Source organism: Streptomyces flavusporus (assembly GCF_046267975.1).
In the GTDB taxonomy this organism is placed as follows: domain Bacteria; phylum Actinomycetota; class Actinomycetes; order Streptomycetales; family Streptomycetaceae; genus Streptomyces; species Streptomyces flavusporus.
In genome coordinates, this window is sequence record NZ_CP176503.1 from 6,275,648 (window position 1) to 6,288,133 (window position 12,486).

At 67.5% G+C, this 12,486-nt stretch carries 9 protein-coding genes and 1 tRNA gene; 4 read left to right on the forward strand and 6 right to left on the reverse strand.

The genetic code is table 11. The features are described from left to right. Positions 1-5: 5 nt before the first annotated feature. Complete coding sequence (locus ACKTSN_RS29700) at positions 6-611, forward strand: lytic polysaccharide monooxygenase auxiliary activity family 9 protein (RefSeq protein ID WP_385261317.1); 606 nt, start codon at positions 6-8, stop codon at positions 609-611. Positions 612-665: 54 nt separating this feature from the next. Here the strand turns inward: ACKTSN_RS29700 and ACKTSN_RS29705 are convergent. The 6 genes from ACKTSN_RS29705 to ehuB all read right to left on the reverse strand — a co-directional run bounded on the left by ACKTSN_RS29705 (position 666) and on the right by ehuB (position 4,866). Continuing rightward, positions 666-739: transfer RNA gene (locus ACKTSN_RS29705), tRNA-Lys, on the reverse strand. Positions 740-827: 88 nt separating this feature from the next. Beyond that, the gene (locus ACKTSN_RS29710) at positions 828-1,586 is read right to left on the reverse strand and encodes an IclR family transcriptional regulator (RefSeq protein WP_409471907.1); all 759 of its coding nucleotides are present in this window, start codon (positions 1,584-1,586) and stop codon (positions 828-830) included. A gap of 156 nt (positions 1,587-1,742) precedes the next feature. After that, a complete protein-coding gene (gene ehuA / locus ACKTSN_RS29715) occupies positions 1,743-2,570 on the reverse strand; it encodes an ectoine/hydroxyectoine ABC transporter ATP-binding protein EhuA (RefSeq protein ID WP_409471908.1) in 828 nt (275 codons plus the stop codon). Beyond that, positions 2,560-3,204: an ectoine/hydroxyectoine ABC transporter permease subunit EhuD gene (gene ehuD, locus ACKTSN_RS29720; protein WP_224735626.1), complete on the reverse strand. Its 645-nt coding sequence runs from the start codon at positions 3,202-3,204 to the stop codon at positions 2,560-2,562. Before ehuD ends, ehuA begins: the two co-directional genes overlap by 11 nt. Next, positions 3,201-3,947, reverse strand: coding sequence for an ectoine/hydroxyectoine ABC transporter permease subunit EhuC (ehuC, locus tag ACKTSN_RS29725; protein WP_409471909.1), 747 nt, complete (start codon positions 3,945-3,947; stop codon positions 3,201-3,203). Before ehuC ends, ehuD begins: the two co-directional genes overlap by 4 nt. 16 nt (positions 3,948-3,963) lie before the next feature. Next, on the reverse strand, positions 3,964-4,866 hold the full coding sequence (gene ehuB, locus ACKTSN_RS29730; RefSeq protein WP_409471910.1) for an ectoine/hydroxyectoine ABC transporter substrate-binding protein EhuB: 903 nt from the start codon (positions 4,864-4,866) through the stop codon (positions 3,964-3,966). Positions 4,867-5,047: 181 nt separating this feature from the next. Between ehuB and ACKTSN_RS29735 the strand changes: the two genes are divergently transcribed. From ACKTSN_RS29735 to ACKTSN_RS29745, 3 genes are all read left to right on the forward strand, one after another. Next, complete coding sequence (locus ACKTSN_RS29735) at positions 5,048-5,542, forward strand: DUF3830 family protein (protein ID WP_409471911.1); 495 nt, start codon at positions 5,048-5,050, stop codon at positions 5,540-5,542. A gap of 929 nt (positions 5,543-6,471) precedes the next feature. After that, complete coding sequence (locus tag ACKTSN_RS29740) at positions 6,472-9,045, forward strand: Pls/PosA family non-ribosomal peptide synthetase (protein ID WP_409471912.1); 2,574 nt, start codon at positions 6,472-6,474, stop codon at positions 9,043-9,045. A 138-nt stretch (positions 9,046-9,183) separates the two neighbouring features. Then, on the forward strand, positions 9,184-12,471 hold the full coding sequence (locus tag ACKTSN_RS29745; protein ID WP_409471913.1) for a non-ribosomal peptide synthetase: 3,288 nt from the start codon (positions 9,184-9,186) through the stop codon (positions 12,469-12,471). Positions 12,472-12,486: the final 15 nt, after the last annotated feature.

Here is a 12,486-nt window from a genome sequence, read left to right on the forward strand (position 1 = left end):
GCAGTATGCGCAAAAAGACCAAGTTGTCCGCCGCGATGGTAGGTCTGGCGACCACCGGCGCCCTAGTGCTCTCCTCCGGCGGCGCCAGCGGCCACGGCTACACCGACCTGCCCATCAGCCGGCAGAAGCTCTGCCAGAACGGCACGGTGACCAACTGCGGCCCCATCCAGTGGGAGCCGCAGAGCGTCGAGGGCCCGAAGGGCTTCCCGGCCGCCGGCCCGGCCGACGGGCAGATATGCAACGCCGGCCTGAGCCAGTTCGCCCAGCTCAGCGCACCGAGGACACCGTCCGGCGCCGCCTGGCCCGCCACCAAGGTGAACGGCGGCCAGAGCTACACCTTCCGCTGGCAGTTCACCGCCATGCACGCCACGACCGACTTCAAGTACTACGTCACCAAGCCGGGCTGGAACCAGAACCACAACCTGGCCCGCTCCGACCTCAACCTGACCCCGTTCCTCACGGTCCCCTACGGCGGCCAGCGCCCGCCGCAGACCCTCTCGCACAGCGGCACGCTGCCGTCCGGGCTCAGCGGTCGGCATGTGATCGTCGCGGTGTGGACGATCGCTGACACGGCCAACGCGTTCTACGCCTGCTCGGACGTCACCTTCTGAGCCCGCCGGACGCGCGAAGGAGCCCCCCGCTCACTGCGGAGGGCTCCTCATCTGTGCGCCGCCAGGGACTCGAACCCCGGACCCGCTGATTAAGAGTCAGCTGCTCTAACCAACTGAGCTAGCGGCGCATGACTCCCGCCGTCCGCTCTCGCGGTCGGCGACACAGAAAATACTACCTGGTCCAGAAGGGTACTCCGGACCAGTGGCCCGGAGCACCTAGATCGCCAGCGACAGCAGTACCGGCGCCGCGTTGCGGTTCAGGGCGTCCGCGGCCTCGCGCAGGCGGTGGGCGCGCTCGACGGGCAGGGACAGGGCCAGGCAGCCCACCGAGGAGCCGGCCGTGATCGGGACGGCCGCGCAGACCGTGCCGACCGCGTATTCCTGGAGGTCCAGCACGGGCACCGTGGGCGGCTGGGCCTCCAGCCGGGACAGCAGCAGCTTGTCGCTGGTGATGGTGCGCGAGGTGAGGCGGGCCATCTTGTGGCGGGAGAGGTGCTCGCGACGGCTGGTGTGGTCGAGCTGGCCGAGCAGGCTCTTGCCGACCGCCGTGGCGTGGGCGGAGTAGCGGAAGTCGACCCACTCGTTGACCGCCGGCGTGGCGGGGCCGTCCGCGTACTGGGTGACCTTGACCTCTCCGTCGACGTACCGGCTGATGTAGACGGCGGCGCCGACGGAGTCGCGCAGTCGGTCGAGGGTCCGCTGGAGCTGCTCGCGCAGGGCTTCCTCCCGGTTCTGGGCGGAGCCGAGGCGGGCGAGGGCGGGGCCCGTCACGTACGCGCCGTCGGTGACCTGCTCGACGTAGCCCTCGCGGCGCAGCATCCGCAGGAGGCCGGTGAGCCGCTCCGCGCCGAGGCCGGTGTGGCGGGCTATCTCGGTGTCGGTGACACCGGAGGTGTGCCGTGCCACCGTCTCCAGGACGCGCAGGGCGTCCTGAGCCGAGTGGTACGGGGCGGTCGGCTCGTGCGTCAGCGCCACGGTGTATCCCCCCTGCGCTTACTGGCTGGCCGTAAGTCCGGACGGCGGGTCCCCTCCACGATAGCCGTCAAGGGGCTGGTAGGGAGCGGTAGTTGACCAGATTGGGGCCCTCTCAGCAGGGGCGTAGGCGGTTGGCATATGCCAGCGGCACTCTCCTCAGAGCACCGCTCCGAGGAACTCCCTGGTCCGCTCATGGTCCGGATCGCCGAAGATCTTCTCCGGGGTGCCGGACTCGATGACCTTGCCCTTGTCGAACATCATGACCCGGTCCGAGATGTCCCGGGCGAAGTTCATCTCGTGGGTCACACAGAGCATGGTGATGTCCGTGGTGTGCGCGATGTCCCTGAGCACATCGAGAACGCCGTGCACCAGCTCCGGGTCCAGCGCCGAGGTCACCTCGTCCAGCAGCAGGATCTCCGGCCGCATGGCCAGCGCGCGGGCGATCGCCACCCGCTGCTGCTGCCCGCCGGACAGCTGCGTCGGATGCGCGGTGGCCTTCTCCTCCAGGCCCACCAGCTGCAGCAGGTCCCGGGCGCGTTCCTCGGCCTCGGCGCGGTCGAGGCCGAGCACGTTGACCGGGGCCTCGGTGATGTTCTGCAGCACGTTCATGTTCGGGAACAGATTGAACTGCTGGAAGACCATCCCGATCTTCTTGCGGATCTCCCGCTGGTGCTTCTCGTTGGCGGGCCTGAGGGAGCCGTTCGGTCCCGGCATATGGGTCAGGGACTGCCCGTCCACCATGATCACGCCATCGCTGACCTGCTCCAGCGTCATCAGCAGCCGCAGGATGGTGGTCTTGCCGGAGCCGCTGGGGCCGATCAGGGTGACGTGCTGTCCGCGGTCGACGGTGAAGTCCAGGTGGTCGAGGACCACATGGTCGCCGTACCGCTTGACCACCTGGTCGAACACCACCAGGTGGCCCGGTGCGGCGGTGTCGGCCACGGACGGCTCGGGACTGGTTTTCTGCAGGGGGTCAGTGGCCAAGGCGCTTCTCCAGCTTTCTCATCAGCAGCGAGGTCGGGTAGCTCGCCGCCAGGAAGATCAGGCCCGCGAGCGTGAAGGTCTCGGCGTAGACGAAGTGGGTCGCGCCGTACTCCCGGGCCTCGGCGACCATCTCCGAGACCGTGATGACGGCCAGGAAGGGGGTCTCCTTGAACATGGCGATCGCGTAGTTGCCCAGCGCGGGCAGGACGTTGCGCACCGCCTGCGGCAGGATCACGGCCTGCCAGGTGCGGCGCGGCGACATCGACAGCGCCCGGCAGGCCTCCCACTGGCCCTTCGGCACGGCGTCGATGCCCGCCCGGTACACCTCCGACAGGTACGAGGCGTAGTGGATGCCGAGCACCGTGATACCGATGGTCAGCGGCTCGACCGTGTTGAACACCGCGTACGCGCCGGCCAGCTGCACCAGCAGCGGGGTGGACCGGACGAACTCGGTGACCGCCCGCACCGGTACCGTCACCAGCCGGCTGGGCGCCCGCCCGGCCATCGCGACGATCAGCCCGAGCACGGCGGCCACCAGGGTGCCGAGCACCGTGGCCAGCAGCGTGGTCTTGAAGCCCTCCCACAGCAGCGGCAGCGAGTCGCCTACGGAGGCCCAGTCCCAGTTGTAGTTCACAGGGAGCCTCCCGCGGTCGTCCCGGCCGTCTCGGCGGGCTGCGCACTACGGCTGCGCAGCAGCCCGCGCACGCCGGTGCGCTGTCCCAGCCGGGCCTTGGCGTGCCGCTCGAGGGCGTTCATCAGCAGGGTCAGCGCGTAGGCGAGGACGAAGTACATCACCAGCAGCGTCAGATACGCCCAGGTCGTCTCGCCCGTGCGGTCCCGCATCTGCTGGACCACGGTCGTCAGGTCGGCGGCCGAGATCAGCCAGAGCAGCGGCGTGCACTTCAGCAGCTGGATCAGCAGGTTGGTGAACGACGGGATCATCTGCACCCACGCCTGCGGCAGGATCACCCGGCGCATCCGCTGCGCCGGTGTCATGTTCAGCGCGACGGCCGCCTCCCACTGCGCCTTCGGTACGGCGTTCAGCGCACCGCGCACGACCTCGGAGCCGTAGGCCCCGTAGTTCATGCCGAACGCCACGACGCCGCAGAACAGCGGGGTCAGTTCGTATCCGAAGAGGAGCGGAAACGCGTAGTACAGCCAGAACAGCTGGACATACAGCGAGGTGCCGCGGAAGAACTCCACGACGACCCGTGACACCCCCCGCACGAGCACGGACCCGCTGCGCGCCATGAAGCCGAACACGAACGCCAGGGCGAGCGCCACGGCCGAGCCGAGGACCGTCGCCGCCAGTGTCGTGCCCAGCCCGGACCAGACGTCCGGCAGATGGTCGAAGAAGTATGTGAAGAAGTCACCCATGGGCAGCCGGGTCCCGTCAGCCCTTGCACAGGTCGGCGGTCTTCAGGTCCGCCGGCGGGATGGTGTCCTTGCCGAAGCCGTACTCGCCGATCAGCTGCACATAGCGGTCCGGATCCGAAGTGATCTTCTTCAGCTCCCTGTTGAAGGCGTCCCGCAGGTCCTCGCTGCCCTGGCGGAAGACGGCACCGCCCGGGCTGTACTGCTTGACGCCGTCGAGCTCCGGGATGAACGAGTCGGTGACCTCCAGGCCCGAGTTGTTCTTGGCGAGCCAGTTCAGGGAGATGCCGGTGAGCAGGAACGCGTCGATCCGGCCGCCCTTGACCGCGTCCGCGCCGTCCTGCGGCTTCTGCAGCGCCTTGATGTTGCCGTCGGAGATGCCGGCGGCGGTGGCGTAGTTCTTCTCGACCGCACCCGACATCACGCCGACGGTGACCCCGGCCTCCTTCACCGACGCCAGGTCGGTCAGGTTCTCGGGGTTGCCCTTCTTCACCATCAGCGCGGTGGGCGAGATGAACTCCGGCTCCGAGAACAGCGCCCGCTCACAGCGCTCCGGGATGATCGCCATGCCGGCGCTGATCACGTCGTACTTGCCGGCCTGCAGCCCCGGGATCAGACCGTCCCACTCGGAGAAGGTAGGCCGCAGTTCGTCCACGCCGAGGGCCTTGAAGATCTCCCGGTGCAGGGTGGGCGCCTCGCCCTTGAGCTTCCCGTCCTCCTCGTAGCCGTAGGGGGCCTCGTTGGCGTAGGCCACCCGTACGTAGCCCTGCTCCTTGAGCTTGTCCACGGTCGAGCCCTCGCCGGAGCTGCCGGTGTCCGTCTTGCTGCACGCGGCGAGGAGTCCGGGGACGGTCAACAGACCGCCGACGGCCGCGGTTCTGGTGAGGAAGCCCCTGCGGGACAGGTTCGGGAACTCGGTCATGGACGTGCAACCTCCAGAGTCGTGCCTGACATGCGGCCGCGGCCAGTGGAGGCGCCTGCCCGATCCGCGGGGGGTATGCAGGACCGCCGTGCGATGTGACGCAACGGTGACCGGAGCGTGACCGGCCCGTTTCCGAGGGTGGGTGGGTGTGAGACCCGTGCGGCCGGGGAGGGGACAGGGCATGGCCGACCGTTATGTGGAACTCTCCCTCGCCGAGCGCGACGTCCGCTGTACCGCGAAGCTCCTCGACGACCGCGCCCCGGTCACCTGCGCCGCCGTCTGGGACGCCCTGCCGCTCGCCGGTGACGTCTACCACGCGAAGTACGCCCGCAACGAGATCTACGCGCTCTTCCCGCCCTTCGCCGCCGCCGAACCGCCGCTGGAGAACCCGACGGTGACCCCGATCCCGGGCGACCTGTGCTACTTCTCCTTCGCGGGAACGGAGTTGGGGACCCGGGCATACGGCTACGACCGCGAGGTGCGCGCGGGCACCACGCTGGTGGACCTCGCCCTGTTCTACGAGCGCAACAACATCCTCCTCAACGGGGACGTGGGATGGGTGCCGGGCATCGTGTGGGGCCAGGTCGTCGAGGGCCTCGAGACCATGGCGGAGGCGTGCAACGACCTGTGGCGGTCGGGGGCGGCGGGGGAGACGCTCGGCTTCCGGAGGGTGTGACCAGTACCGCAGACGCCTGGTGCGCCCGGAAAATACGATTGCCGACCAGCTGTTGCGGGACATGACGTTGGTGGCACAGATCAATGCCGGTGAAACCGAGGTGCCTCGACGGGCATCGAGCCGCGAAGCACGCCGCCGTGCCCTCGTGAACCGACTGCAGTCCGACTGCAGACGGAACCTGTCGACTTTCGGAGTTGCCCGGCACGCGTCGGCCGGAACATGTGCGCTTGTCCAAACGACTCTTTACACGCGATCGCGACGCTGTCCCCGGCGTCTCAGTGACCGTTCGCCGGAGCCCGAGTCGCGAGCACCGGAATGGACGCGATCTTGGGCCCCGTCCAAGTGCTCCCACACCAGCCCGGCCGACCGGTCAGGCGACTCGAAGGAGGGGTATCCACGTACGTCGCCCGGCTCGGCGCCACCGACCGGCAGATCCTCGAACAAGCCCGGAAACCCTTCCGACGAACTCCGCGTTTGAAACTGAGCGGCATGCAGAAGGAACGCATCGAAGTGTACGCAGAGGGCTCGTGGCGAGTCTGCGACCGGACCGCCGTGGACCCTTTTTCTGTTTCGGATATCAGGCAGCGGTACGGAATTCCAGATGTTTCTCCACCTGCGGAAATCACCGCCGGGTGACCCGTTGCGCATCCCCGGCTCAGTGCCGGCTCAGCTCACCTACGGACCAGGCCCGCGCCACCCGTATGCAGTAATGCGAACCTGGTCTGAATGCCCGGCGCTGAGGCCCTTGGAGCCGAGTTCCCCGACACCGGCGAGCCCTCGTGTCGCACCACCGCGATCGAGTCGAGTGGCACCCCGGCGGTGGACGACGGAAACTAGAGGTAATGGTTTCGTGAAGGCATGAATTCGCGAACTCGCGGCGTCCGAGTTGCTTTATCTGCCCAGCGCTCGACGCTCAGCAAGGAGCTTGCATGGTGGAGAAGTCTGCCAAGTCCCTGACGGCGGTGCCGGACAACACCCCGTCGACGGAAACCGAGATGAATCTCGCCGAGGTACTCGCTGGCGTCGTGTGCGTCAAGCAGGTGTCGGTCGACAGCCATTTCTTCGATGACCTCGGCGGTAATTCATTGGTGATGGCTCAATTCTGTGCACGCGTCAGAAAGCGGGCGGATTTGCCGTCCGTGTCGATGAAAGATATCTACCGTTACCCGACGATCCGCAGCCTGGCGACGGCGCTCGCCGATACCGGTACCGACGCCGGAACCGGTGCCGACGCCGGAACCGGTGCCGACGCCGGAACCGGTGCCGTTGCCGCACCCGCCCCCGTCGGTTCGCCGGTCCCGGAATCGTCGGAGGCGGTGACTCCGCTCAGCACACTGCAGTACACCCTCTGCGGAACACTGCAGTTCCTTCTTTTCCTGGGATATTCCTTCCTCGCTGCAATTTTCACCGCCCGCGGCTATGCATGGGTATCCGCCGGCTCGAGTTTGACGGAAATCTACCTGCGCTCGACCGTCTTCGGTGGCGCCGCCTTCGTCGGCATGTGCACTTTACCGGTCGTGGCCAAATGGATCCTTATTGGCCGGTGGAAAGCACGCGAATTCCCGGTCTGGAGTCTGACCTATCTACGCTTCTGGACCGTCAAGGTGCTGCTCCACGCCAACCCGATGGTCTTCTTCGTCGGTAATCCCCTGTACGTGCTGTATCTGCGTGCACTCGGCGCACGAATCGGCAAGGGTGTCACGATCCTCTCCCGCAACGTTCCGGTCTGCACCGACCTGCTCACGATCGGCGCCGACACGGTGATCCGCAAGGACTCGTTCTTCCTCTGCTACCGGGCGCACGCCGGCCGTATTCAGACGGGCCCGGTCACCCTTGGCCGGGATGTGTTCATCGGCGAGAAGACCGTGCTCGACATCGACACGTCTATGGGCGACGGGGCGCAGCTCGGTCATACGTCCTCGCTCCACAGCGGCCAGGCGGTCCCGGGCGGCCAGCGGTGGCACGGATCTCCGGCGCAGCGCACGGAGCTCGACTACGTGAGGGTCCCGCCCGCCAGGTGTGGCACCCTGCGCCGGCTCGGCTTCGGCCTCGCCACCGTGGGTCAGCTGTTCTTCCTCTCCGTGCCGCTGGCCGTCGGGGGCCTGTACATGCTGTTGACACAGGTACCGGGGCTGAGTGACCGGCTGGGCCCGGGCGCGGGAGGGCTCGGGTCGCCGGAGCTCTACGTCGATGCGCTGATCGTTTCCTGCGTTCTGTTCTTCAGCTTCGTCGTCGTGGGCGTCGCCGTTCTGTTCACCGTTCCGCGCCTGCTGAATCTGGTCGTCAAGCCGGACAAGGTATATCCGCTGTACGGTTTTCATTACTCGACGCACCGGGCGATCGCACGCATCACCAACGTGAAGTTCTTCACATGGCTTTTCGGTGACAGCTCCTACATCGTCCACTATCTGCGCGGTCTTGGATACGACCTGTCCCGGGTGGAGCAAACCGGGTCGAACTTCGGTACGGAAGTGCAGCACGAGACCCCGTACCTGTGCTCTGTGGGCAGCGGCACGATGGTCGCTGACGGCCTGTCGATCGTCAATGCCGACTTCTCGAGCACGTCTTTCCGGGTGTCCCGGGCTTCGATCGGGTCGAACAACTTCCTCGGGAACAACATCGCCTATCCGTCTGGGGCCAAGACAGGCGACAACTGCCTCCTCGCGACGAAAGTGATGATTCCGCTCGACGGCGAGATGCGCGAGGGGGTGGGTCTGCTCGGCTCACCGTGCTTCGAGATTCCCCGGTCGGTGGAACGCGACTCCCGGTTCGACCACATGCGGACCGGGGACGAGTTGCACCGCAACCTCGCTGCCAAGAACCGCTACAACATCCGCTCGATGGTCCTCTTTCTGCTCGTGCGGTGGCTGTACTTCTTCGTGCTCACGGTGCTCGCCCTCGCGGACGTCGAACTGTATGACTCCTTTGGACATGTATCGATCGCGGTATTCATGGTGTTCACCCTGGCGTTCACCCCCCTCTACTTCGTACTGGTGGAGCGTGCCATCGTGGCTTTCCGCGCGCTGCGACCGCGGTTGTGCTCCATCTACGACCCGTATTTCTGGTGGCACGAGCGTCTGTGGAAGGTGCCTGACGAGTACCTCAACTTCTTCAACGGCACCCCCTTCAAGAACGTGATCTGGCGGTTCCTGGGTGTTCGGCTCGGCAGCAGGGTCTTCGATGACGGCTGCTATCTGACGGAGCGGATGCTCACCACCATCGGGAACGACTGCACCCTCAATGCGGGGAGCAAGATCCAGTGCCACTCGCAGGAGGACGGCACCTTCAAGTCCGACCGCAGCACGATCGGCGACGGATGCACCCTCGGTGTCGGCTCCCACGTCCACTACGGCGTGACGATGGGTGACGGTTCAGTGCTGGCGCCCGACTCCTTTCTCATGAAGGGCGAGGAAGTCCCGCAGCACGCGCGGTGGGGTGGAAACCCGGCCACGGAGATGAGAGATGCCCCCCGTCAGCCGACAGCACTGGTGCGGAAGGGGTAGCAGGACCATCTCGGTCAGCGGGCTCACCTGGCTGGACACGCCGGTCTGCCGGTCTGCCGAGAGCAACGACGACAGTGGAGCCGCCCTGGCCGGCGGCGACAGACATGGTGGCCACGGTGAGCGGAGAGGGACAGATCGATGGCAAGGCGAGTGGAAGCGGACCAGGAGTTCTGGCGCGGTGTGCTCGCCGCCGGCGGATCCACCACGATCCCGCGGTGGACGCTCCATCCGATGACGGGCGTCGACGAGCACGAGGCCACGATCCCGGACGACGTCATGGGCGCCTTGCGCCGGTTGGCGGAGGACCTCACGATGCCGCTGGACTCCGTGATGCTGGCCACGCACGCCAAGGTACTCGCCGCGCTGTCCGGCGAGCACGACGTCACCACCGGCTACGTCGCCGAGGAGGGCGGCCGACCGTTGCCCTGCCGGCTGACGACCGCACCCCCATCGTGGCGGGCGCTGCTGGTGGACACCCATCGCGTCGCGTCGGAACTGCTGTCGCACAAGGACTTTCCGGTCGACTCACTCAGGCGCGAGCTAGGCCTGACCGAACCGTCGATCGAGACCGTCTTCGATCCGAATCCGACCTTCGATCCCCGTCCGACGGGCGTCGGCGGCGATCTCGCCGGAGACACCGTGTTGTGGGTGGGCTTCTCGGACCACGGTGGCCGATCCGTGCTGCGACTGCGGTACCGGACCGACGTACTCGACGCGGACTACGCCGCCAGGATCGCCAGTTACCACGTCAACGCGCTCGCGCTCATCGCTACGGATCCGGATGCCGAGCACGCGCGGCAGAGCCTGCTTTCCACCGATGAGCTCCGGTTCCAGCTCGAAGGGCTGTCCGGACCGTGCCGTACCCTGCCGGACGCCCGGATGCACGAGCTGTTCGAGCAGCGGGTGAGGCTGCACCCGGATGCCGTCGCCGCCGTGCACGGCGACCGGCAGTGGACGTACCACGAGCTCAACGCACGTGCCAACCAGCTGGGACGAGCCCTGTTGGCGCGGGGGCTGCGGCGCGAAGGTGTCGTCGCGGTGGTGACCGAGAGAAACCTGGACTGGATGGCCGCCGTCCTCGCGGTCTTCAAGGCCGGAGGCGCGTACCTGCCCGTCGAACCGCACTTCCCGGCCGACCGCATCGCGGCCATGCTCTCCCGCGCCGAGTGCGGGCTCGTGCTCACCGAACCCGGCAGCACCGACTCGCTCGACCAGGCCCTGGACTCGCTACCGGGGGTCCGGAAGCTCCTCGTCGGCACGGCGTACGACGAGGGCCATGCCGACGACGACCTGGGCATCGCCGTCGCGCCGGACCAACTCGCCTACATCTACTTCACCTCCGGCTCCACGGGAGAGCCCAAGGGCGCGATGTGCGAGCACGCGGGCATGGTCAACCACCTCTATTCCAAGATCGACGACCTGAAGATCGGCGAGGGGCAGGTGGTCGCCCAGACCGCCCCCCAGTGCTTCGACATCTCGCTGTGGCAACTGGTGTCCGCGCTCCTGGTCGGTGGGCGGACCCTGCTGGTCGAGCAGGAGGTGATCCTGGACGTCCAGCGGTTCGTGGACAAGATCGCCCGCGGCCGGGTCGCCGTGCTCCAGGTCGTGCCGTCGTACCTCGAGGTCGTACTGACGTATCTGGAGCAGCACCCGCGCGAGCTGCCCGGCCTGCGGTACGTGTCTGTCACCGGTGAGGCGCTGAAGAAGGAGCTCACACAGCGCTGGTTCGCGGCCGAGCCCGACATCAAGCTGGTCAACGCGTACGGCTTGACCGAGACCTCCGACGACACCAACCACGAGGTCATGGACCGGGTGCCGGACCGCGAACGGGTCCCGCTCGGTCCCCCCGTCAGCAACGTGCACGTCTACGTCGTCGACGAGCAACTGTCACCGGTGCCGCTCGGCGCCCCCGGCGAGATCGTCTTCTCCGGCGTCTGCGTCGGCCGCGGATACGTCAACGACCCCGACCGCACCAAGCAGGCCTTCATGCCCGACCCGCACCGCGAGGGCGCCCGGCTCTACCGCAGTGGCGACCACGGTCGCTGGCTGCCCGAGGGCAAGCTGGAGTTCCTCGGACGCCGCGACACCCAGGTCAAGATCCGTGGCTTCAGGATCGAGATCGGCGAGATCGAGAACACCCTGCTGCAGGTGCCCGGTGTCCGCGACGGCGCGGTGGTGGTCGCCGAGCGGCCCGACCGGAGCAAGCACCTTGTGGCCTTCTACTCCGGCCCGGGATCACTCCCGGCCGAGGACCTGCGGGACCGGCTGGGTGAGTCGCTGCCGGAGTACATGGTGCCGTCGGCCTTCCACTGGCGGGAGAGTCTGCCGCTGACCGCCAACGGCAAGACCGACAAGAGGGCGCTGGCGGCGCTCGCGGAAGAACTCGACGTCGTCGAGGACTACGAGGAAGGTCACCACGCGCCGGGTACAGCGACCGAGCAGCGGCTGGCGGCCGCCTGGGCGGAGGTGCTCGGCATCCCGCAGGCTCAGATCGATCGACGGGACCATTTCTTCGGCCGGGGTGGCACATCGCTGTCGGCCGTGAAGCTGGTGATCACCCTGGACCGCGCGGTATCGCTCAAGGACGTGACCCGTCATCCGGTCCTCGCCGATCTGGCCGCGCTGGTCGACGGCAGGTCCGATCGGCGTTCCGGGCTGCTTCAGTCGCTGTCCGAACCGGAGGGTGCGCCAGCCGGTGCCCTGGTGTGCTTCCCCTACGCCGGCGGCAACGCGGTGAACTTCCAGCCGATGGCCAAGGCGCTGCTGGACAGTGGGATCGCGGTCTACGCCGTTGAGCTGCCCGGTCACGACGTGGCCGCCGAGAGCGAGCCTTTCGCGCCGATGGCGGACGTGGTTGCGCAGGTCGTCGCCGAGATCACCGAACGTGGCCTGCCCGGAGTACTGCTGTGGGGTCACTCCTCGGGCTCGGCCTTCGCCGTGGAGACCGCCAGGCAGCTGGAGGAGCGCGGGGTGGATGTCCAACGGGTCTTTCTCGGCGCGCAGTTGCTCGGCAACGCCGCTGACCGGCGCGACGCCGTCACCGAGCTGACCGGGCAGAGCAACGCCGAGATCGCCGCGAAGCTGAGCACGGGCAGCGGCTACACCGAGCTCCATGAGCTGGATGCGCAGCGCGCCGAGCATGTCGGTGCCGCCTACCGGCACGACTGCGTGTCCGCACACCGCTATTTCGCCCACGTCCTCGACACTCCCCCGGCGGTGAAGCTGTCCGCGCCGGTCACCGTGGTGGTCGCCACCGACGACCCGATCACGGCTGATCACCGGCGCCGCCACCGCGACTGGGAACTCCTCGCGGTCCGCGTCGACCTGCACGAACTCGCCGAGGGCGGCCACTACTTCCTGCGCACCCGTCCGACCGAGGCAGCACAGGCCGTGCTGCGCACCGCCGAACTACTGCCTTCTTCCTGAGCGGCACACACAGCT

Coding starts and splice junctions, on each gene's coding strand:
- ACKTSN_RS29700 (WP_385261317.1), top strand. CDS start 6: ATGCGCAAAAAGACCAAGTTGTCCGCCGCGATGGTAGGTCTGGCGACC.
- ehuC (WP_409471909.1), bottom strand. CDS start 3,947: ATGGGTGACTTCTTCACATACTTCTTCGACCATCTGCCGGACGTCTGG.
- ehuB (WP_409471910.1), bottom strand. CDS start 4,866: ATGACCGAGTTCCCGAACCTGTCCCGCAGGGGCTTCCTCACCAGAACC.
- ACKTSN_RS29735 (WP_409471911.1), top strand. CDS start 5,048: ATGGCCGACCGTTATGTGGAACTCTCCCTCGCCGAGCGCGACGTCCGC.
- ACKTSN_RS29740 (WP_409471912.1), top strand. CDS start 6,472: ATGGTGGAGAAGTCTGCCAAGTCCCTGACGGCGGTGCCGGACAACACC.
- ACKTSN_RS29745 (WP_409471913.1), top strand. CDS start 9,184: ATGGCAAGGCGAGTGGAAGCGGACCAGGAGTTCTGGCGCGGTGTGCTC.